A 20,041-nucleotide genomic window follows, 5' to 3' on the forward strand; every position below is an offset into this window, starting at 1 on the left:
GAACCCGCAAGGTGCCACGGCCACGGCGTCAGTCATAGGCATGCCCCTCGCGCAGGCCTTCGCGCACCCGGTGGGCCAGCGCCAGAAACTCCGGCGTGTCGCGGATATCCAAGGGGCGCTCGCGCGGCAGATCGCTTTCGATCACATCGGTGATCCGCCCCGGTCGCGGCGACATGACGACGATCTTGGTGGAGAGGTAGACAGCCTCGGGGATGGAGTGGGTAACGAAGCCGATGGTCTTGTTGGTCGCGGCCCAAAGCTTCAGGAGTTCCTCGTTCAGACGGTCGCGCACGATTTCGTCCAGCGCTCCGAACGGCTCATCCATCAGCAGGATATCGGCGTCAAACGCAAGGGCGCGGGCGATGGAGGCGCGCTGCTGCATGCCGCCTGAGAGCTGCCACGGGAATTTCTTGCCAAAGCCTTCCAGATCAACGAGTTGCAGGACGTTGTTCGCGCGATCTTCCTGCTCCTCGCGCGAGAACCCCATGATCTCCAACGGCAGCTTGATGTTCTTCTCAATCGTCCGCCACGGGTAGAGGCCCGCGGCCTGAAACACATACCCATAAGCCCGCGCTTTGCGGGCCTCGTCGGGTGTCATGCCGTTTACGGTGACTTCGCCGCCGGTGGGCTGTTCGAGGGCGGCGATGACGCGCAGGAAGGTGGTCTTTCCGCAGCCAGACGGGCCGATGAAGGAGACGAAATCCCCCTTGTTTATATCGAGCGAGACGTCCGACAGCGCCTGAACGGGGCCGTCGTTCGTTTGGAACGTGAGGTCGAGGGATTGGGCTTGGATGACTATCATAACCCACCCTCGTATGACGCAATCGAAAGAAGTGAAACGGCAATTGAGGCAAGCATCCCGAACTCGAGAATAATCATCGCAACGAAAAGAAACCCGGATCGTCGGTTCGTCGCGTGATCAAAAAACCGTTCGAACAGATATTCGATATTAACAGATGAGATGTGAACCAACATCACCGCTGCGAACGAAAAAAAGGCGACGCAGGCAGCAAGCGCTGTACCAATAATAAAGTATTTTGCCCCGCTCCCCTCGATCTCGAGGCTGATTGCTCCGAGCCCGACTCTTCCGCAACCAATTGCTAGTGTAAGAAATATTAGGGCCCTTAGATGAAAGCCTAAATAGTCGGACCAAATCTTAGCTTTGTCGTACGCCGTCGGTTCTAGAACATCGCGCAATCTCAAATCCCCGCCGGAATGTTCATCGGATCGCGCTCGATCTTGCGCGGCGTGTTCAGAGCCTTCCACTTGCTCAGCGCCTTGGAAGCACTCGCCGCCGGGGGACGCTTCACGAAGCGCCCACGGCCCGGCATCGGTTGCGAGTTCTGACCCGCCGCCCAAACCACCTCTCCACGCGACAGCGTGTAGCGGGGCGAGGCGCTCACCTCCATCCCCTCGAACACGTTGTAATCAAGGATGGATTTCGCCGTGGCGGTCGTGATCGTGCGGCCCAGTTTCGGGTCCCATACCACCACATCGGCGTCGCCGCCCACGTTAATCCCACCCTTCATCGGATAGATATTCAGGATCTTGGCGATGTTCGAGGACGTCACCGCAACGAACTCTTCGGGCGTCAGACGGCCCGTTTCCACGCCTTGCGTCCAAAGCATCGCCATCCGCTCCTCCAGCCCGCCGGTGCCGTTGGGGATCATGCCGAAGTTGTCCACGCCCATGCGCTTTTGCTCATCGGTGAAGGCGGCATGGTCCGTGGCCACGACCTGAAGCGAGCCGGCGGCGAGGCCTGCCCAAAGGCCGTCCTGATGGTCCTTGGACCGGAACGGCGGCGACATCACGCGACGCGCGGCGTATTGCCAATCCTTGTTGAAATACTCGCTCTCATCCAGCGTCAGGTGTTGGATCAACGGCTCACCAAAGACCCGCATCCCTTTTTGGCGGGCGCGGCGGATGGCCTCGTGGGCCTGCTCGCAGGAGACGTGCACGATATACAACGGCGTGCCGGCAGCATCGGCGATCATTATGGCACGGTTGGCGGCTTCGCCCTCCACTTCGGGCGGGCGGGAATAGGCGTGGCCTTCCGGCCCCGTCACGCCCATCGCCATGTATTTCTGCTGCAATTCCTGGACGATATCGCCGTTTTCGGCATGGACCAGCGGCAATGCCCCCAGTTCCGCGCAGCGCTTGAACGACGCAAACATCTCGTCGTCCTCAATCATCAGCGCGCCCTTATAGGCCATGAAGTGCTTGAAGGTGTTGATGCCGCGCTGGTTCACGACGGCGTCCATCTCGTTAAAGATATCTTCATTCCAACCGGTTATTGCCATGTGATAAGAGATATCAACGCAGATCTGATCCTTGGATTTCTTGTCCCAGGCATCAATCGCATTCAGAAGGGAGCCATCCTCTCCGGGCAGGCAGAAATCCACCAGCATCGTGGTGCCACCCGCCGCCGCCGCAAAGGTGCCGGTCTCGAACGTCTCGGCCGCCGTGGTTCCCATGAAGGGCATTTCCAGGTGCGTGTGGGGGTCGATCCCGCCGGGGATCACATAGGCGCCCTCGGCGTCGATGACCTCATCGCCGCGCAAGTTCTCTCCAATCTCGGCGATTTTCTCGCCCTCGATCAGAACATCCGCCTGCCATTGACGGTCCGCGGTCACGATCGTGCCGCCTTTGATCACTTTGCTCATGGAACCCCCCAAGGTGGATTAAGGTGAAGTTTGATGCCCCTAGCTTTGGGCCACCACGCAGATCATCCGCTGGTCGCGGGTGAGTAGCGGTATGTAGACGCTTTCGACCACGTTGTTGTGCAAGTACCAGTAGCAGCCGTCGTCCTGCAGGCGCACGGTCGAGGTGTCTTGCCCCGGTGCGACAAGGCCCAGAACCTCTTCGGGCAGCACTTCCGTCTCGCCCTCAGGCGTGGGCGTGACACATCCCGACAGCGCCAAAATCGCGCCGGCCGCCAGCCAATACTTTGAATTCATGTTACAATCTCCGCCGTTTCCACGACCGCATGGAACAACACATTCGCCCCGGCCGCCGCCCATTCCGGGCTGATTTCCTCGGCCTCGTTATGGCTCAAACCGTCCACACAGGGACACATCACCATCGCCGTCGGGGCCACATCATTGATCCAGCACGCATCGTGCCCTGCCCCGGATACGATATCCATGTGAGAAAGCCCAAGTCTTTCCGCAGCTTGCCGGATCGCCGTGACACATTTGGCATCGAAGGCGGGCGGGTTGAACTGACCGACGATCTCGGCCTCGAAGCTGACGCCAATGTCCTCGCAAAGCTTTGGCGCACGCTCCATCAGCTCGGCCACCATGGCCTCCAGCTTGTCGAGAATATGCGTGCGCATATCGACGGTGAAGACGACCTTGCCCAGAATGATGTTACGAGAGTTGGGGTACACGTCAATGTGTCCGATCGCGCCCACGGCATTGGGCTGGTTCTTCATCGCGATCTCGTGGACAAGTTCGGTGATCAGCGCGAGACCCCGGCCCGCGTTCTTGCGCATGTGCATGGGCGTCGAGCCGGTATGGCTCTCCTTGCCGTTCACCGTGCACTCGATCCAGCGCAGGCCCTGCCCGTGGGTCACGACGCCCACGTCTTTGCCTTCCGCCTCGAGGATCGGGCCCTGTTCGATGTGCAACTCGAAGAAGGCATGCATCTTGCGGTCGCCGACCTTCTCATCCCCCACCCAACCGATGCGCTTCAACTCATCGCCGAACGTCTTGCCGTCGGCATCGACGCGCGCGTAAGCCCAGTCTTGCGTGTGTTTGCCCGCAAAGACCCCAGATGCGAGCATGGCGGGCGCGTAGCGCGTCCCTTCCTCATTCGTCCAATTGGTCACCACGATCGGATGCTTTGTCTTGAGCCCCAAGTCATTCAGCGTGCGGATAATCTCCAGGCCCCCAAGCACACCAAGCACCCCATCATACTTGCCCCCCGTGGGCTGCGTATCGAGGTGGCTGCCCACGTAAACCGGCAGCGCGTCGGGGTCCGTGCCCTCGCGCCGGGCGAACATGTTGCCCATGGTATCGACGCCCATGGTGCAGCCCGCCGCCTTGCACCAATCCGCGAACAGGTGCCGCCCCTCGCTGTCCTCATCGGTCAGCGTCTGGCGGTTGTTGCCGCCCGCGATGCCGGGGCCGATCTTGGCCATCTCCATCAAGCTGTCCCACAGGCGGGCGCCGTCGATCTTCATGTTTTCTGCGGGGGCTGGCATGGGGCTTCCTTACTTAAGTTCGGTCTCGATGAACGTCATCTGGGCGTCGCCGCCGTTGATGACATTGTGTTCCACGCCCTTGTCGCGGCGATATACGGTGCCGGCGGCGATGAAGACTTCGCGTGTCTCACCGTCCGGCTCTTCCAAGCGCATCCGGCAATCGGTCATCGTTGTGATGACGTAATCCATTCCGTGAGTGTGCCAGCCGGTCTGGTCGCCCGGCGCGAAGTCAAACCGCGTGACTCGCACGCGGGCGTCGTCGATCAGGGTTTCCGCCCGCGCCTCAGCCATTCACTTCAAGCCCTGCAACACGTCACGCAACGTGCCAAACAGTTGATCTATCTCACCGTTCGAGATGATTAGCGGCGGGGACATGGCGATGATATCGCCCGTGGTGCGGATCAACACACCCTTGTCGTAGCAATCGAGGAAGGCCTGGAAGGCGCGTCTGGTGGGCTCGCCCGCGATGGGTTCCAACTCCACCGCGCCAATCAGGCCTTCGCTGCGGATGTCGATCACATGGGGGCAATCGCGCAAGGAATGCACGCCGTCGGCCCAGTAGGGCGCAAGTTCGGCCGCGCGCTCGAACAGACCGTCCTGTTTGTAGGTCTCCAGCGTGGCGAGGCCCGCGGCGGAAGCGATCGGATTGCCCGAATAGGTGTAGCCGTGGAACAGCTCGATCAGATGCTCGGGGCCTTGCATGAAGGCATCGTGGATCTCCTTCGTGGCCAGTACGGCGCCCATCGGGATCACGCCGTTTGTAAGGCCTTTGGCGGTCGTGATCAGATCAGGCATGACGTTGTAGTGTTCTGCCGCGAAGGACGATCCAAGCCGCCCGAACCCAGTGATTACCTCATCAAATATCAGGAGTATTCCGTGCCGTGTACAGATCTCGCGCAGCTTCTCAAGATACCCCTTGGGCGGCATCAGCACGCCGGTGGACCCGGCCATCGGCTCGATGATGCAGGCGGCAATCGTCTCGGCCCCGTGCAGGGCAACGATGCGCTCCAACTCCTCGGCCAGATGGGCGCCATGCTCGGGCTGGCCCTTCACGAAGCGGTTCTGATCGGGCAGATGGGTGTGAGGCAAATGATCCACACCCGTCAACAATGACCCGAAAACCTTGCGATTGTTCACGATTCCGCCGACGGAGATCCCGCCAAAGTTTACCCCGTGATACCCGCGCTCACGCCCGATCAGGCGCGTGCGGCTGCCTTGGCCAATCGCACGCTGGTACGCGATGGCAATTTTTAGGGCCGTCTCAACGCTTTCGGAGCCAGAGTTGGTGTAGAACACATGCTCGAACGGTTTCGGCGCCATGTCGCGCAGGCGGTTGGCCAGCTCAAACGCCTTGGGGTGGCCCATCTGGAAGGCAGGCGCATAGTCCATCTCGGCCGCCTGCTTCTGGATCGCCTCCACGATGCGCGGCTGGTTGTGGCCCGCGTTGCAGCACCACAAGCCGGCGGTCCCGTCCAGCACCTGCCGCCCATCGGCGGTGGTGTAATGCATCTTGTCGGCGCCCACGAACATGCGGGGCTGCTTCTTGAACTGCCGGTTCGCGGTGAACGGCATCCAGAATGCGCTCAGGTCATTGGGGACCGGGTTGGAGCGGTCGAGTGCCATGGCTGTTTCCCCCCGCCGCCCCTTGGGCGGCAAAATATGCAGGTGGCGCAAATCGCGCGAAATCTTTTGACCAATTGGTCAAGGCTACGCTAGCAAATGAATCGCGTCAGTCAATCTTAACGATCCCTGCTCGCCAAGATACTATGACACCACCGGGGCTTATCGTTCCAGATGGAACACGTTAGGCACCGGATGAAACAAGCTGCTGCACCTTTGGGCAGTGTTGGAACAGGCGTATCGATGACCGCACCCAAGCCCCGCACCCGCATCCAGGAAAAGAACCGTGCTCGGGTGCTGGAGGCCGCGCTGGAGGTCTTCTCGCTCCATGGGTTTCGCGGCGCGACCCTGGATGCGATTGCGTCCGAGGCCGGGCTGTCGAAGCCCAATCTGCTGTATTATTTCGCGTCAAAGGAAGATATCCACGTGACGCTTCTGGAGGGGTTGGTGGACACCTGGCTTGCCCCCCTGCGCGAGATGCGCGCCGATGGTGATCCGCAATCGGAGATCTTGGCCTACGTTCGCCGCAAGTTGCAGCTAAGCCGTGATTTCCCCCGCGAATCCAGACTTTTCGCGCAAGAGATCGTGCAAGGCGCGCCGCGGATGATCCAAGGATTATCGACGGATCTGAAGGCGCTGGTGGATGAAAAAGCCGCCGTGATCCGCATCTGGATGGCATCGGGGCAGATTGCCCCCTCCGACCCCCATCACCTGATCTTCTCGATCTGGTCGCTGACGCAGCACTATGCCGATTTCGACGTGCAAGTCCGCGCCGTTCTGGGCGAGGACCGAGACCCGCTAGCCGAGGCCGAGATCTTCCTGGAGACGCTTTTTTCGCGCCTCCTTACGCCTTGATCCGAGAGGTCTTGAAGTCTTCCATATCGATCCCTTCCGCCTCGGAGGCATGGAAATCCACGTGCAAGTGGTTGCCATCGGGATCCCAGACGTTGACCTGAACCAGCGGAATATCGGGCACGCGGACCAGGCGAAAGGCTACATCGGCGGCGGTCAGTCGTTCAAGGAACTCTGTCAGGCCCTTGGCGGCGAAGGCGGCGTGTTCCAACGCCAGATCGGTGGCTTTGGGCGGCGTCGTCTTGACCTCGACCAAATGCACAACGGGCACCGCGCCCGCATACATCCACGCGCCGTCGAAAGGGAAATTCGGGCGATACCCTTGTTTCAAGTGCAAGAAATTCTCGTACCACGCGATCATTTCCGCAAGCTGCGTGGTTTGCAGGTTCACGTGATCGAGACGTTCAATCATTCCGCAGCCTCCACGCGACCCGGGTTGTTGGGATGTGTCGTCCAATTGGCGTAGTCGTCGCTGACGGTCAGACCCGTGCGGGCATCAACCTCTCCGTCGGCCAGCTCCACCATGGTGATGCAATCCTCCACCGGGCAGACATTCACGCAAAGATTGCAGGCGACGCATTCGGCGTCGATCACTTCGAACACTCGGTCGGCAGACATGGAAATCGCCTGATGCGAGGTGTCTTCACAGGCCGCGTAGCAGCGCCCGCATTTGATGCAGGCGTCCTGATTGATCTTCGCCTTGGCCACGTAATTGAGGTTCAGGTACTGCCAATCCGTGACATTCGGCACCGCACGGCCCACCAGATCGTCGAGGGATATCTCTTTCTCATCAAGGTATTGCGAGAGGCCACTGATCATCTCTTGCACGATCTTGAAGCCATAGGTCATCGCGGCCGTGCAGACCTGCACGTTGCCCGCGCCAAGCGCCATGAACTCTGCTGCGTCGCGCCACGTGGTGACGCCGCCGATGCCGGAAATCGGCAGGCCGTGCGTCTCATCGTGCCGCGCGATCTCGGACACCATGGACATCGCGATCGGCTTGACCGCCGGGCCGCAATAGCCGCCGTGCGAACCCTTGCCGCCGATCGACGGCTCGGGCGACATGGTGTCGAGGTTGACCGAGGTGATGGAGTTGATCGTGTTGATCAAGGACACCGCATCCGCCCCGCCCCGCTTGGCGGCAGCGGCGGGTTTGGTGATATCGGTGATGTTCGGTGTCAGTTTCACGATGACCGGCTTGGAGTAGTACTGCTTGCACCAGCGCGTCACCATCTCGATGTATTCGGGCACCTGGCCCACGGCGGCGCCCATGCCGCGCTCGGACATGCCATGGGGGCAGCCGAAGTTCAGCTCGATCCCGTCCGCGCCGGTGTCTTCCACCAGCGGCAGGATGGCTTTCCACGCTTCCTCCTCACAGGGCACCATGATGGAGACGATCATCGCGCGGTCGGGGTAGTCGGCCTTCACGCGCTTGATCTCTTCAAGGTTGGTGTAAAGGTCGCGGTCGGTGATCAGCTCGATGTTGTTGAGGCCCAGAAGCCGCCGGTCCGCGCCGTAGATAGCTCCGTAGCGGGGGCCATTGACGTTCACCACGGGCGGCCCTTCCGAGCCGAGCGTCTTCCAGACGACGCCGCCCCATCCGGCCTCGAACGCGCGTCGGACGTTGTATTCCTTGTCCGTAGGCGGCGCGGAGGCAAGCCAGAAGGGGTTGGGCGAATGGATGCCGAGGAAGTTGGAGGTCAGGTCAGCCATGGAGAAATCTCCTTCATGGGGTGATTAGTTGCATCGAGAAAGGATTCGGTTCCCAGATCGTCATCAAGATAAAGCGCAAGCCGCCCGTCAGGCAGCAGAAGGGCGACGATCTTGGTCACTTCGGAATTCAATTGGGTCACGCCGTCGGTCGGAGTGTCTCCAGTGAAATGCGTGGTGTAGCATGTCAGATCGGTCACGTAGGCATCGCCTTCTTCCAGGGCGATCGGCGCCGCTTCGCAGGTCGAATGATCGCCCCACCCGGCCCCGAATTCATCAATGTAGAAGATTGGCCCCTGTTCTCCGCGCCATTCCCCGCGCACAGTATCGGCTGCGGCTGGGGCACCCAAAGCGGCGAGGGGTATGGCACAGGCGAGAGCGCGTTTCACTTCGACGATCCTGAGAGGGTCACATGGATATCTTCCGCCGCGTCGCGCCCTTCGGCAACGGCGGTTACCGTCAGGTCTTCACCGCCAGCCGCGCAGTCACCGCCGGCCCATACGCCGTCAATAGACGTGCGCCCGGCACCGGTCACGGCGATCTTGGCGCCCTCCAAGGCGACGTCCGGCGCATCGGACAAGGTTTGTCCGATGGCTTTCAGAACCTGGTCGGCGGGGATATCGAAGGTCTCTCCGGTGCCCGTAAGGCTGCGGCCCTCGGCGCGGGTATACTCGCAGCGCAGGGCCGTCGCGGCCCCATTGCCCTGCACCGAAATCGGCATCGCGTTGAAGATGAACCGCACGCCCTTAGAGGCCGCGAGATCCTGCTCATACCGGCTTGCAGGCATTGCGTCGCGGTCGCGGCGATAAACGACCGTCACGTTTTCCGCCCCCAGAAGCTTGGATTGCACGGCCGCGTCAATCGCGGTCATGCCGCCGCCGATAACCACCACGTTGCGGCCCACGGGCAGCGCGGCCAGATCATCGGCCTGCCGCAAGTCTTCAATGAATTCCACGGCATCCATGACACCCGCGCGGTCCTCACCCTCGGAGCGCAGCGCGTTCACGCCACTCAACCCCATGCCCAGGAACACGGCATCAAAGGTCTTTTGCAGCCCGGTGAGCGAGATCTCCTGGCCAAGCGCCTTGCCTGTCTCCAACCTGATCCCGCCGATCTGCATCAGCCAGTCGACCTCTGCCGCCGCAAAATCATTGGTACTTTTATAAGAAGCGATCCCATACTCGTTCAGGCCGCCCGCCTTGGGGCGCGCGTCATAGATCACCACTTCATGGCCTTTCATCGCCAGGCGGTGGGCACAGGCCAGCCCCGCGGGCCCTGCGCCCACAACGGCGACGCGCTTTCCCGTCGCCTCGGCGCGCACGAAGGGATGCACGCCCGCGTCCATCACCACGTCAGTGGCATAGCGCTGCAACTGGCCGATCAGTACCGGCTTGCCTTCGGCGGCCTCGCGCACGCAGGCCTCTTCGCAGAGCGTTTCCGTCGGGCACACCCGGGCACACATGCCGCCCAGGATGTTCTGCTCGAAGATCGTCTTCGCCGCAGCCTCCGGCGTGCCGGTGGCGATCTGGCGGATGAACAGCGGAATGTCGATTGTCGTGGGGCACGCCGTGATGCAGGGCGCGTCATGGCAGAAGTAGCAGCGATCGGCGGCCACCAGCGCCTCGTGCGCATCCAGAGGCGGGTGCAGATCGACGAAATTCTGCGCCAATTCGGCCGCCTCTAGGCGCGCCGGGGCGATACCGGGGGTGAAGGGAGAGTTACGCATCGGGCCTCGCTTGCAACATGGCTTTGTCGGGAATCAGGCTGGCACGGGTTCAAAAATTTATCAAATGGTAAAATTTATCATTGGACCGCATCCCCTGCCGATTTCGGCGTTTTGCCGCATAATTGAGCAATCGCCCCTGCAATCCCGTGCCGACCTCACCACATAAGACCCCACGCGGCGGGTTTTCCCCACGTGTGCCCTGCGCTATAGCGCAATGACCAACGACACACGGGGTGAGAGCATCATGGCAGAAAAGACGCACGACAACGACGTGGCCTTCATCAAGGCGCTGGCAGACGTACTGCGGGAAAACGACCTGACCGAACTGCATGTGAAACGCGAGTATGGCGAGAATGACTGGCTGAACGTCCGTGTCGCCAAACAGCCCGTCGCAAGCGCCCCGGTGATGATGCAAGCACCCGCCGCCGCTGCTGCCCCTGCCCCGGCAGCACCCGGCGCGGCCCCTGCCGCCGCCGAGGATCCCAGCCAGGCGCCCGGCGCCGTGACCTCGCCGATGGTCGGCACCGTTTATCTGCAAGCCGAGCCCGGCACACCGCCCTTCGTCAGCGTTGGCGACAAGGTGTCCGAGGGTCAAACGCTCCTGATCATCGAAGCGATGAAGACGATGAACCAGATCCCCGCGCCGCGTGCGGGCACCGTGAAGCGCATCGTCGTGGGCGACGGCAGTCCCGTCGAATTCGGCGCGCCGTTGATGATCATCGAATAATCGAAAAGGTTCTGCCCATGTTCCGCAAGATCCTGATCGCCAACCGGGGCGAGATCGCGCTTCGTGTAATCCGTGCCTGCCGCGAGATGGGCATAGAGTCGGTGGCCGTCCATTCCACCGCCGACGCGGACGCGATGCATGTGCGCATGGCCGACGAAGCCATCTGCATCGGCCCGCCGCCGGGCACCGACAGCTATCTGTCCATGTCTGCAATCCTTTCCGCCTGCGAGATCACGGGGGCCGAGGCCATCCACCCCGGCTACGGGTTCTTGTCTGAGAACGCCGCCTTCGTGCAGGCCGTGGAGGACCACGGGATCAAGTTCATCGGCCCGTCCGCCGAACATATCCGTATGATGGGCGACAAGATCACCGCCAAAGAAACGGCCCTACGTCTGGGCATTCCCTGCGTACCGGGCTCTGCCGGTGGGGTTGCCGATGTCGACGCCGCCCGCGCCATTGGCGAGGAATTCGGCTATCCGGTCATCGTCAAGGCCACCGCAGGTGGTGGCGGGCGTGGCATGAAGTTGGCCAAATCCGCCGATGAGATCGAGGTGGCGTTCAAGTCCGCCCGTACCGAGGCCAAGGCCGCCTTCGGCAATGAAGAGGTCTATATCGAGAAATACCTCGGCACCCCGCGCCACATCGAGGTGCAGGTTTTTGGCGACGGCAAGGGCCGCGCCGTCCATCTGGGCGAGCGCGATTGCTCACTTCAGCGCCGCCACCAGAAGGTATTCGAAGAAGCCCCCGGCCCGTCCATCACGCCCGAGCTGCGCGACCATATCGGCATGATCTGCGCCAATGCCGTGGCCGAAATGAAGTATGAGGGCGCGGGCACGATCGAATTCTTGTACGAGAACGGAGAATTCTTTTTCATCGAGATGAACACCCGCCTGCAAGTGGAACACCCGGTGACCGAAGCGATCATGGGCGTGGACCTTGTCCGCGAACAGATCCGCGTCGCGGCGGGCGAAGAGTTGAGCTTCCACCAAGAGGACCTGCAGGTACAGGGCCACGCCATCGAGGTGCGCATCAATGCCGAGAAGTTACCGAACTTCTCGCCCTGCCCCGGCACGATCAGCCAATATCACGCGCCGGGCGGTCTTGGCGTACGCATGGATAGCGCGCTCTACGACGGGTATCGCATCCCGCCGTATTACGACTCTCTGATTGCCAAGTTGATCGTCCATGGCCGCGACCGCCCCGAGGCCCTTGCGCGCCTCAACCGCGCATTGGGAGAGTTGATCGTCGATGGCATCGACACCACGGTGCCCTTGTTTCACAACCTATTGCAGGCCGAGGCCGTGCAGACGGGCGACTACACGATCCACTGGCTGGAAAAGTGGCTGGACGAAAATCTGTCGTGAACGCGAAGGCATGGCATGAATTTCGGATGCGTCCAGCCGGTCTGCCATGGGCAGGATACCGGCTGAACGCGTTTGACGCATCGGACGCGGTCCGTCACTGCCGGCTGGGGTGAGACCCGCCTGACATATCGACCTTTCTTCCATAGGATCTGCCAAGGGCAACGGCGTCGCATCACCGAAAGTGCCCTCGTGTCTACGGACCCTGACCCAAATACCGACACGGGAGGGTCGATACAGGACATGCGCGCGACATGTTGCACCGGATGAGTTGATGTATACAGGTCGACAAGTTCAGCTTTAGTGCGTTTATGTTAATTTTGGGTTAACGCCACGTCGCCGACGCACTGCCCATTTTTGTTGGGTTTGGATCGGATATCGCCTATTTCATCGCTATGGCCCATGACATGTACCCACAAAGACGTCCCCTGCTTACACCGGACCTCATGCTTCGCGCTTATGCGGCGGGGATCTTTCCCATGTCCGAGGGGGCCGACAACCCCGAAGTCTTCTGGGTGGACCCGCAGCGGCGCGGCGTGTTCCCCCTCGATGGTTTCCACATCTCGCGCTCATTGCGGCGCCAGATCAACCGTGGCGGCTACCGTGTTCATATCAATCGGGATTTCACCGGTGTGCTGGATGGCTGCGCAGACCGGGAGCCGACATGGATCAACGCGGATCTGTCCGCCTGCTACCTTGCGCTCCATGCTCAAGGCCTCGCCCATTCCGTCGAGATCTGGGATGATGAGGGGCTGAAGGGGGCCGTTTTCGGCATCACCCTGGGCGCGGCGTTCTTTGGCGAAAGCATGTTCTCGCGGCGCACCGGCGGGTCGAAACTGGCACTGGCGCATTTGATCCATCGCCTCCGTGCGGGCGGCTTCACGCTGTTCGATACGCAATTCGTCACCGACCATCTGATGAGCCTTGGCGCAGTGGAACTGCCGCGCTCGGACTACCGGGCCGAGTTGAGCCACGCTCTGATGTTGCCTGCCGATTTCATGGCCCTGCCGGAAGACGCGCCAATGGCGGTCTGAGGCAGGCGGCGCAACGGTTCCCAGAAACGCCCGTGAGGCCTGCAATCTTTCCAAGGTCCACACTGGACGGATGACGCGCTATTCATGCCGGAAACCGGATCGTTCTTCCCGGACGTTGCCTCAGGCAGAACAGCCCAGAACCCAGACATCATAGCGCGCGTGTTCCAGCCCGTTCAGCGCCGGGCTGGAGGCGATCATCCAGCCATCGAACAGACTGTCGCCTTCCAGATCAAGCACTTCCAGATGGGCAAAGGCATCACCCTCCGGATCGGCCGTGGGATAACGGCACTCGATAACGCGGATCGCGATGCGGCCGAATACGACCGTTTGGCCCATCGACAACTCGATATCCGTGGGTTGGCCCAACATCTTGTCGAGCGCTCGCAGCGACACCACCGTGCCCTGCCCCGTCGCCGGCTGACTGATCGAGGTCACCGGGCCGGTGACGCCGGGAAAGGTTTCAAGTTGACCCGCCACCCCGGTGCCGAGGTTCAACTCGATGTCCCCGGTGTCGCCTTCCGACAGGGTCAGGCCGGTCCCATCCCCCTCACCGGTATCCAGTTGAAAACCGTCGAAGGCGCCATCGCCGTCAATCACGTCGAACTGCTGCGCCGTGGCAGGTGCGGCGCAAAGCACAAGGGCCAGGACCATGGCGCGGGACGCGGGCATCATTCGTCCGCCGCCGCGCCGACAAACCGCAACAGCAGTGTGATCAGGCTGACCGAGGATTGCGTGTCCAAAACCTCTCCGCCCGGTTCGAGGTTGAACGGAGAGCCACCGGGGATAACCTCGACATAGGACCCGCCCAAAAGACTTTCGGAGGCGATCGAAATCGCGCTGTCGTCGGGCAGGATGATGTCACTGGCGACCGAGAATGTCGTTTCGGCGAGGAAAGTCTGCGGGTTCAGCTCCATCGCCGTGACACTGCCGATCTGCACGCCGCCCAGGCGCACCTCGGTGCCGACGCTGATCCCTTCGGCCGAGCGGAAGGCAGCCAGCAATTCGTAGCTGTCTGCGGCAGAGGGACCGCCGGGGCCGGAAGCATAAAAGAAAAAGCCGATAGCCGCCGCAAGAACGGCGCCACCGGTGGCGATCTCAGCGAGGGTATAGTCAGTCTCGGCCATGGAACGGTGGTAGCCAGAAAGCGCGCCCACGCCAAGGGGCGAAAGGGCGATGGGCATAAATGCGCGGGCAGAGGTTATTCCGGGGTCCACGCCTCGTAATCGCTGCGCGGGGCGGGCTCTGCCCGGCGGATGGAGCCCGCAGGCGCATAGGCCTGCGCGGAGCCGGTCAGGTTTGGCAAGTGCGGCTTTTCCCACGCCTTGTGGACCACCGGTTTGTCGGTGGGCGGTTCGTCCCAGGTGCGGTGCAGCCAGCCGTGCCATTCAGGATCGATGCGAGAGGCTTCGATATCGCCGTTGAAGATCACCCACCGTTTGCTGTCATCGGCATTGCGATAAAAGAGGTTGCCCTGCGCGTCTTCACCGATCTTCTGGCCTTTGCGCGCCGTGAACAGCTGCGTGCCAATGGTTTGACCGTTCCACCAGGTGAACAGGCGATTGATGATGCTGGCCATGGGCTTGTTCCGCGCAGTTTGGATTGTTTGGTGGCTTTTGCCTTGTTGTGAGGGGGACGTCCAGTGTGCAGAGCGTCGCGCTTGGGACCGGGGCCGGGTTTGAGTTGTATTTGGCAAGATGAAGGAGCGGACGCCCGTCCCACGCGCGGCCCGTGTCGCAGAACGGGCGGTCTTGGATTACAGGCGGAGATTGCGGGCCGTGGGCTGCATGGCCTACAAGCGGGCAAATTCCGGACGCCGGAAGGCCCCGGATGCACACCACTTTGGGAGAGACACCATGACAAACGCCCCCAGCTACGGCTTCGACACCCTTCAGATCCACGCAGGCGCACGGCCCGACCCGGCCACGGGCGCACGGCAAACGCCGATCTACCAGACCACGGCCTATGTCTTCCGCGATGCCGACCACGCCGCAGCTTTGTTCAACCTGCAAGAGGTGGGCTACATCTACTCTCGCCTGACCAACCCCACCGTCGCCGTGCTGCAAGAGCGGATCGCGACGCTGGAGGGCGGCGCGGGCGCAGTCTGCTGTTCCTCAGGCCATGCCGCGCAGATCATGGCACTGTTCCCGCTGATGCAGCCCGGGCGCAACGTGGTCGTCTCCACGCGCCTTTACGGCGGCACGGTCACGCAGTTCAGCCAGACGATCAAGCGCTTCGGCTGGTCCGCCAAGTTTGTCGATTTCGACGATCTGGACGCGGTCAAGGCCGCGATTGATGACGACACCCGCGCAGTTTTCGGCGAGGCGATTGCCAACCCCGGCGGCTACATCATGGATGTGCGCGCCGTCGCCAATATCGCTGATGAAGCCGGGATCCCGCTGATCATCGACAACACCACGGCCACGCCCTACCTGCACCGCCCGATCGAGCATGGGGCCACGCTGGTCGTACATTCCACCACCAAGTACCTGACCGGCAATGGCACCGTGACGGGCGGCTGCGTCGTCGATTCGGGTACCTTTGATTGGGCGGCGTCGGACAAGTTCCCCTCGCTCAGCCAGCCCGAGCCCGCTTATCACGGCTTGAAGTTCGCCGAGACCTTTGGCCCCCTCGCCTTCACCTTCCACGGCATCGCTATCGGCCTGCGCGATCTGGGTATGACCCTGAACCCGCAAGCCGCGCATTATACGCTGATGGGGATCGAGACCCTCAGCCTGCGGATGGAGCGTCATGTCGAAAACGCCGTCGCCGTCGCCAAGTGGCTGGAAGCCGACCCGCGTGTGGATTTCGTGACCTATGCAGGGCTGGAAAGCTCTCCGTATTTTCATCGCGTCAAGGACGTCTGCCCCAAGGGCGCGGGCGCGTTGTTCACCTTCGCGGTGAAGGGTGGCTATGACGCCTGCATCAAGCTGGTTGATTCGCTGGAGATCTTCAGCCATGTCGCCAACCTGGGCGATACGCGTTCGCTGATCATCCATTCCGCCTCCACCACCCACCGTCAATTGACACCCGAACAACAGGAAGCCGCAGGCGCCGCCCCCAATGTGGTCCGCGTTTCCATCGGGACCGAGGACGTGAAAGACCTGATCGCAGACCTCGACCAAGCGCTCACGAAAGCAACAAGCTAGGGCTTCGTTAACCAATTTAGCCTAAGTTGAGGGCGGTGTGGCATAGATCCACGCCGCCCTTCTTGATGGAGCCCGGTTTTCTTTGGCAAACCGCCCCCTTTTGCCAAGCCCGCAAAAGGTTTAGTCTAAAACTTGCCGATGGGTGGGGTGCGGTGCCGGGAAAGGTTTGCCCCGCCGGGAATCCCCTGTAAGAGGGGGCGATTGTGGCACGTAGGCCACGGCAAAGACAGAATATCGAGGTCTGACTTGACTGTGAATATCGCACTCATCCTGTCATCCGACGGAATCGCGCTGGCCCATCGCCAGACGGCTGGCCATTGGGCGATGATCGGAGAGACGGCCCTGGATGTGCCGGATCTGGGCGCCGCGCTGGCCGACTTGCGCGGTCTCGCAGTTGAACGGGAAGGTGACGGGTTCGACACGCTGCTGGTGCTCCCCGATGACCAGATCCTCTATACCTCGTTGACCGCGCCGACATCAGACCCGGACCTGACCGCCTACCGGATCGAGGACGGTCTGGAAGGCCTGACACCCTACGCCGTGACCGAGTTGGAATACGACTGGCGCGCCTTTGAAGAGGACCGCGTCAAGATTGCGGTTGTTGCGCGCGAGACCCTCGACGAGGCGCGTGGTTTTGCCTCGCAATATGGGTTCACGTGCAAGGGCTTCGCTGCGATGCCTCCGATGGAACGGTTCCCCGGCGTGCCGACCTTCGACCTCGGGGATGAGGTCGCGGCGATGGGGTTTACGGAGGATGGCATTGCCTTCGGACCTGATTCCTTTGGCCTGCCCGAACCAGAGCCGACGCCTGAGCCGGAATCAGAAGAGCCTGCCGCCAGTGCGGGACCAGAGGCAGCTGACGAACCGACGCCTGAGGTAACGCCTGCCCCGGAGGTTTCGGCAGCGCCAGAGCCGACAGCCCTGGAGGCCCCCGCTGTACCGGCAGCAGACGCGACGGCAGAAGATGAGCCTTCACCTCTGCCGGAGCCCTCACCCGAGGATCAAAACTCTGCGCTTGCCGAAGCCTTGCAGGCTGCTGCCGCGGCATCGGCAGAACGTGACGCCGCCCTGGATGAAGCTTCAGCGGTGCAAGCGATTGAGGATCCCAGCGTTTCCGGGCCGATTGCCTCCATCGCTTCGGAGGGCGCGACGGATGATGCATTGGACACGGGCCCGGACTCCGTGGTGCCGGACACGCCCGTTCCACCAGTCACGTCGCAAGAACCAACCACGTCGCAAGAGGTTGTGGGCGATGCTGGCGGCGATGATGATTTGCTGCCCCCTGCCATATCCCCTGCCGCGCTGACCGCCCGGCAACGGGCGCGCGCCCTGCGCGGGGAGGCCCCAACGTCGGCCGACACGCCGTCTTCGGACACCGCAGCGCCTGCTAGCCCGGTCTCGGCCACGCGCGGGCCAGCGACAGCGCCCGACGGTGTGGATCGCCCAATCACGCCGCCAAGCGCCTCCGGGGCAGCCGCGCCCGGACGCAGCATGCCAACGCCTGAACGAGGCTCTTTGGTTGGGCAGCGCAGCTCGCGGCTTGGCCTGGCCCATCCAGATGGGCCCGGTCGCACGCCTTCCCCTGAGGCCGCACCATCGGCCCCCACGCCTGCCGCGCCGCCCGTTGGTGGCACGCCGATGCCGCGTTTGGCAGAACAGTTGCAGCGGGTCCGTAATGCCAGCAAATCTCGCCCACCGGGCGTGGCGAGCGGGCAGCAATCGCAGCCACCCAGACCTCGGGTCGAGATCACGCCACAACCCGAGCTTTCTGGCACCGGCGCGACCGCGTCCCGGCGCCCGTCGCCGTTTGACGACCCGCCAGCCGCCTCAGGCAAGACCAGTGGTCGCCTTGGCGGGCTGTTGAACCGCAGCAAGGACAGCGCCCCGAAGCCCACAGCGTCCAAGGCGCCCGATTCTCAGGCCTCCGCCCCCCGGGCCGACGCAACCTCACCTGCGTCCGAGCCCGCAGCAACATCGGCAAGGGCGCCTGCATCGGCACCCAGCGCGTCCATCGGCGGGTTGTTGCGACGGCGCAGGACGGCCGATGACAACGCGCAAACCTCTGAGACCACCGCCGCGACGACCGGGCATGAGACATTCATGTCCGGCCTTCTGGTGCGAAAATCGGTGCGGCCCACCGGCGGCTCTTTCAAAACCGGGTTGGTTCTGACGGCGATCCTCTTGCTCTTGTTGGCGCTGGTAGCGATCTGGTCGGCGATTTTCCTGCCCAACAGCGCGGTTGCGCGCCTGTTCGGCGTCAGCACTGAAGAGGTCGCGACCACAAACGGCCTGCCTGCGCCCGAGGTCATCACCTCTACTCCGGTGATCGGCACCGCAGAGGACGTGGCCCCGGTCGAGGCCGTGCAGCAGCCCTCCCTCGCCGATGAGGCCGCCGCGGATGGCGTGGAGCTGGCCGAGGACGATCCCACCGTCGTGGTCGAAACCCCGGTGATTGAAACGGACCCGGAAGAGGTCGCGGCAGCCGATCCCGATGCCGCCCTGCCCGATATCGATGCGGATCTGGATTTGCCACCCTTGCCGGTCATCGATCAGGGGCAGAACCCCTCGGTGGAAGAGGCCGAAGCGCTATACGCGGAGGACGGGATCTGGGCACGCTCGCCCGAGCGGCCGGACCTTGCGCCCTTTGATTTGCTGGACCGGGTCTACACGGCCTCGATTGATCCCGATGTCAGCGCCTTTGATGCCGTGGCCCTCCCGGACCCCGGCGTGAACCCGGGCGAAACGCTTCGCCGGTTCCCGCCGCCGCCGCCCTTCGGAACCGAGTACGACTTGACTGCCGACGGCCTTGTGGCCCCCACGCCGCAGGGCGTTCTGACGCCCGAGGGCGCTTTTGTCGTTTTAGGGACCCCGCCCGGTTTCGTCGCGACGCCGCGCCCGCGTGAGGTCGCGCCGACCACCCCTGCCATTGACGTCGAGGATGCGGTTCTGGGCACCTTCCGACCCGCCGAGCGTCCCGGTGATCTGGCCGAAACCCGCGAGCGGCAGGTGCTTGGCGGCTTGACCCAGGTCGAATTGAGCGAGCGTCGCCCCGCCGCGCGCCCCGCCTCACCGCAAGAAGCAGCAGCGCAGGCGTCGCTCTTCCCTGGCGGCGATGGCGCAGCGGATCCTGATGCCGTGGACGCCGCTGTCGCGCAGGCCCTGGAGGGCACGGACCTGGCCGTGGCACGTTCCCTGATGCCCCGCACCCGGCCCGGCAATATCGCTCAGATCGTAGCCAGCGCCGATCGCACGCCGACCGAGGCGCCTACCGCCGTTGCGGCCGCAGCGGTCGCCGCCGGGCCCTCGATCCCGTCCAATGCCGATGTGAGCCGTGCCGCGACCGAGCGGAACGCGATCCGGCTGCGCAATGTCAACCTGATCGGGGTTAGCGGCTCTGCCTCTGACCGCCGCGCGCTGGTGCGTCTTGCCTCGGGACGTTTCGTGCGTGTGACCGTGGGCGACCGACTTGACGGCGGCCGCGTCGCCGCGATCGGCGAGACCACGCTGCAATACGTGCGCAGTGGCCGCACGGTGACGCTGGAAATTCCGGGCTGACGAGGGCTTCTACGAGCCCGCAGTTCATTGCCCTGCGTTCAACTAAGCATGACCCTCCGGGCGAAAGCGCCCTTGCGGGGGACCCACTCCATGGCCCTCCGGGCGA

Annotated in this window: 20 protein-coding genes; 6 read left to right on the forward strand and 14 right to left on the reverse strand. The window is 62.7% G+C overall.

Annotated elements, in window-relative coordinates; translation table 11 throughout:
- Window positions 1–28 precede the first annotated feature (28 nt).
- Genes KUL25_RS07275 through aptA form a run of 7 tightly spaced genes read right to left on the reverse strand, consistent with a single transcriptional unit; the run spans window position 29 to window position 5,827 of the window.
- Window positions 29–802 (reverse strand): ABC transporter ATP-binding protein, encoded by a 774-nt coding sequence (locus tag KUL25_RS07275; RefSeq protein ID WP_257892336.1) that lies wholly within the window; start codon window positions 800–802, stop codon window positions 29–31.
- Window positions 799–1,197, reverse strand: coding sequence for a hypothetical protein (locus tag KUL25_RS07280; RefSeq protein ID WP_257892337.1), 399 nt, complete (start codon window positions 1,195–1,197; stop codon window positions 799–801). Before KUL25_RS07280 ends, KUL25_RS07275 begins: the two co-directional genes overlap by 4 nt.
- Window positions 1,198–1,199: 2 nt before the next feature.
- The gene (gene hydA, locus KUL25_RS07285) at window positions 1,200–2,663 is read right to left on the reverse strand and encodes a dihydropyrimidinase (RefSeq protein ID WP_257892338.1); all 1,464 of its coding nucleotides are present in this window, start codon (window positions 2,661–2,663) and stop codon (window positions 1,200–1,202) included.
- A 39-nt stretch (window positions 2,664–2,702) separates the two neighbouring features.
- Entirely contained in the window at window positions 2,703–2,957 is a 255-nt protein-coding gene (locus KUL25_RS07290; protein ID WP_068353854.1) for a hypothetical protein, read from the reverse strand.
- Window positions 2,954–4,204: a Zn-dependent hydrolase gene (locus KUL25_RS07295; protein ID WP_257892339.1), complete on the reverse strand. Its 1,251-nt coding sequence runs from the start codon at window positions 4,202–4,204 to the stop codon at window positions 2,954–2,956. Before KUL25_RS07295 ends, KUL25_RS07290 begins: the two co-directional genes overlap by 4 nt.
- Before the next feature lie 9 nt (window positions 4,205–4,213).
- A complete protein-coding gene (locus tag KUL25_RS07300; RefSeq protein WP_257892340.1) occupies window positions 4,214–4,495 on the reverse strand; it encodes a cupin domain-containing protein in 282 nt (93 codons plus the stop codon).
- Window positions 4,496–5,827 (reverse strand): omega-aminotransferase AptA, encoded by a 1,332-nt coding sequence (aptA, locus tag KUL25_RS07305; RefSeq protein ID WP_257892341.1) that lies wholly within the window; start codon window positions 5,825–5,827, stop codon window positions 4,496–4,498.
- Between the two features lie 240 nt (window positions 5,828–6,067).
- Between aptA and KUL25_RS07310 the strand changes: the two genes are divergently transcribed.
- Window positions 6,068–6,679, forward strand: a complete 612-nt coding sequence (locus KUL25_RS07310) for a TetR family transcriptional regulator C-terminal domain-containing protein (RefSeq protein ID WP_257892342.1) — start codon at window positions 6,068–6,070, stop codon at window positions 6,677–6,679.
- On the opposite strand, the gene KUL25_RS07315 is transcribed toward KUL25_RS07310, so the two are convergent.
- The 4 genes from KUL25_RS07315 to KUL25_RS07330 are packed head-to-tail and all read right to left on the reverse strand — an operon-like array spanning window position 6,669 to window position 10,112.
- Window positions 6,669–7,088, reverse strand: coding sequence for a VOC family protein (locus KUL25_RS07315; RefSeq protein WP_257892343.1), 420 nt, complete (start codon window positions 7,086–7,088; stop codon window positions 6,669–6,671). The genes KUL25_RS07310 and KUL25_RS07315 overlap by 11 nt on opposite strands.
- Window positions 7,085–8,389 carry an NAD-dependent dihydropyrimidine dehydrogenase subunit PreA gene (preA, locus tag KUL25_RS07320; RefSeq protein ID WP_257892344.1) on the reverse strand — a complete coding sequence of 435 codons (1,305 nt, stop codon included), beginning with the start codon at window positions 8,387–8,389 and terminating at the stop codon, window positions 7,085–7,087. The genes KUL25_RS07315 and preA overlap by 4 nt, the downstream gene beginning before the upstream one ends.
- A complete protein-coding gene (locus tag KUL25_RS07325) occupies window positions 8,377–8,775 on the reverse strand; it encodes a hypothetical protein (protein ID WP_257892345.1) in 399 nt (132 codons plus the stop codon). The genes preA and KUL25_RS07325 overlap by 13 nt, the downstream gene beginning before the upstream one ends.
- Entirely contained in the window at window positions 8,772–10,112 is a 1,341-nt protein-coding gene (locus KUL25_RS07330) for an NAD(P)-dependent oxidoreductase (protein WP_257892346.1), read from the reverse strand. Before KUL25_RS07330 ends, KUL25_RS07325 begins: the two co-directional genes overlap by 4 nt.
- Before the next feature lie 244 nt (window positions 10,113–10,356).
- Here KUL25_RS07330 and accB point away from each other — a divergent pair, with 244 nt between their 5' ends.
- The 3 genes from accB to aat all read left to right on the forward strand — a co-directional run bounded on the left by accB (window position 10,357) and on the right by aat (window position 13,234).
- On the forward strand, window positions 10,357–10,839 hold the full coding sequence (gene accB / locus KUL25_RS07335; RefSeq protein WP_257892347.1) for an acetyl-CoA carboxylase biotin carboxyl carrier protein: 483 nt from the start codon (window positions 10,357–10,359) through the stop codon (window positions 10,837–10,839).
- Between the two features lie 17 nt (window positions 10,840–10,856).
- A complete protein-coding gene (accC, locus tag KUL25_RS07340; RefSeq protein WP_257892348.1) occupies window positions 10,857–12,203 on the forward strand; it encodes an acetyl-CoA carboxylase biotin carboxylase subunit in 1,347 nt (448 codons plus the stop codon).
- Window positions 12,204–12,595: 392 nt separating this feature from the next.
- Window positions 12,596–13,234 carry a leucyl/phenylalanyl-tRNA--protein transferase gene (aat, locus tag KUL25_RS07345; protein WP_257892349.1) on the forward strand — a complete coding sequence of 213 codons (639 nt, stop codon included), beginning with the start codon at window positions 12,596–12,598 and terminating at the stop codon, window positions 13,232–13,234.
- 120 nt (window positions 13,235–13,354) lie between these two features.
- Here the strand turns inward: aat and KUL25_RS07350 are convergent, their stop codons facing one another.
- The 3 genes from KUL25_RS07350 to KUL25_RS07360 all read right to left on the reverse strand — a co-directional run bounded on the left by KUL25_RS07350 (window position 13,355) and on the right by KUL25_RS07360 (window position 14,810).
- Window positions 13,355–13,906 (reverse strand): DUF2155 domain-containing protein, encoded by a 552-nt coding sequence (locus KUL25_RS07350; protein ID WP_257892350.1) that lies wholly within the window; start codon window positions 13,904–13,906, stop codon window positions 13,355–13,357.
- Window positions 13,903–14,358 carry an outer membrane lipid asymmetry maintenance protein MlaD gene (mlaD, locus tag KUL25_RS07355; protein ID WP_257894826.1) on the reverse strand — a complete coding sequence of 152 codons (456 nt, stop codon included), beginning with the start codon at window positions 14,356–14,358 and terminating at the stop codon, window positions 13,903–13,905. Before mlaD ends, KUL25_RS07350 begins: the two co-directional genes overlap by 4 nt.
- Window positions 14,359–14,432: 74 nt before the next feature.
- Entirely contained in the window at window positions 14,433–14,810 is a 378-nt protein-coding gene (locus KUL25_RS07360; protein ID WP_257892351.1) for an NADH:ubiquinone oxidoreductase subunit NDUFA12, read from the reverse strand.
- Window positions 14,811–15,087: 277 nt separating this feature from the next.
- Between KUL25_RS07360 and KUL25_RS07365 the strand changes: the two genes are divergently transcribed.
- Together KUL25_RS07365 and KUL25_RS07370 are read left to right on the forward strand one after the other, a co-directional pair.
- Window positions 15,088–16,380 carry an O-acetylhomoserine aminocarboxypropyltransferase/cysteine synthase family protein gene (locus KUL25_RS07365; protein WP_257892352.1) on the forward strand — a complete coding sequence of 431 codons (1,293 nt, stop codon included), beginning with the start codon at window positions 15,088–15,090 and terminating at the stop codon, window positions 16,378–16,380.
- Window positions 16,381–16,626: 246 nt separating this feature from the next.
- On the forward strand, window positions 16,627–19,935 hold the full coding sequence (locus KUL25_RS07370) for a hypothetical protein (RefSeq protein ID WP_257892353.1): 3,309 nt from the start codon (window positions 16,627–16,629) through the stop codon (window positions 19,933–19,935).
- The last annotated feature ends 106 nt before the right edge of the window (window positions 19,936–20,041 follow it).

It is taken from the genome of Gymnodinialimonas phycosphaerae (assembly GCF_019195455.1).
Taxonomy (GTDB): Bacteria; Pseudomonadota; Alphaproteobacteria; order Rhodobacterales; family Rhodobacteraceae; genus Gymnodinialimonas; species Gymnodinialimonas phycosphaerae.

Excerpts from the sequence above, each read along its gene's own strand:
- hydA (WP_257892338.1), bottom strand. The coding sequence starts at position 2,663 with ATGAGCAAAGTGATCAAAGGCGGCACGATCGTGACCGCGGACCGTCAA.
- KUL25_RS07315 (WP_257892343.1), bottom strand. The coding sequence starts at position 7,088 with ATGATTGAACGTCTCGATCACGTGAACCTGCAAACCACGCAGCTTGCG.
- aat (WP_257892349.1), top strand. The coding sequence starts at position 12,596 with ATGGCCCATGACATGTACCCACAAAGACGTCCCCTGCTTACACCGGAC.
- KUL25_RS07300 (WP_257892340.1), bottom strand. The coding sequence starts at position 4,495 with ATGGCTGAGGCGCGGGCGGAAACCCTGATCGACGACGCCCGCGTGCGA.
- KUL25_RS07350 (WP_257892350.1), bottom strand. The coding sequence starts at position 13,906 with ATGATGCCCGCGTCCCGCGCCATGGTCCTGGCCCTTGTGCTTTGCGCC.
- KUL25_RS07295 (WP_257892339.1), bottom strand. The coding sequence starts at position 4,204 with ATGCCAGCCCCCGCAGAAAACATGAAGATCGACGGCGCCCGCCTGTGG.
- accB (WP_257892347.1), top strand. The coding sequence starts at position 10,357 with ATGGCAGAAAAGACGCACGACAACGACGTGGCCTTCATCAAGGCGCTG.
- KUL25_RS07365 (WP_257892352.1), top strand. The coding sequence starts at position 15,088 with ATGACAAACGCCCCCAGCTACGGCTTCGACACCCTTCAGATCCACGCA.
- KUL25_RS07330 (WP_257892346.1), bottom strand. The coding sequence starts at position 10,112 with ATGCGTAACTCTCCCTTCACCCCCGGTATCGCCCCGGCGCGCCTAGAG.
- accC (WP_257892348.1), top strand. The coding sequence starts at position 10,857 with ATGTTCCGCAAGATCCTGATCGCCAACCGGGGCGAGATCGCGCTTCGT.
- mlaD (WP_257894826.1), bottom strand. The coding sequence starts at position 14,358 with ATGGCCGAGACTGACTATACCCTCGCTGAGATCGCCACCGGTGGCGCC.
- aptA (WP_257892341.1), bottom strand. The coding sequence starts at position 5,827 with ATGGCACTCGACCGCTCCAACCCGGTCCCCAATGACCTGAGCGCATTC.
- KUL25_RS07275 (WP_257892336.1), bottom strand. The coding sequence starts at position 802 with ATGATAGTCATCCAAGCCCAATCCCTCGACCTCACGTTCCAAACGAAC.
- KUL25_RS07290 (WP_068353854.1), bottom strand. The coding sequence starts at position 2,957 with ATGAATTCAAAGTATTGGCTGGCGGCCGGCGCGATTTTGGCGCTGTCG.
- KUL25_RS07310 (WP_257892342.1), top strand. The coding sequence starts at position 6,068 with ATGACCGCACCCAAGCCCCGCACCCGCATCCAGGAAAAGAACCGTGCT.
- KUL25_RS07360 (WP_257892351.1), bottom strand. The coding sequence starts at position 14,810 with ATGGCCAGCATCATCAATCGCCTGTTCACCTGGTGGAACGGTCAAACC.
- preA (WP_257892344.1), bottom strand. The coding sequence starts at position 8,389 with ATGGCTGACCTGACCTCCAACTTCCTCGGCATCCATTCGCCCAACCCC.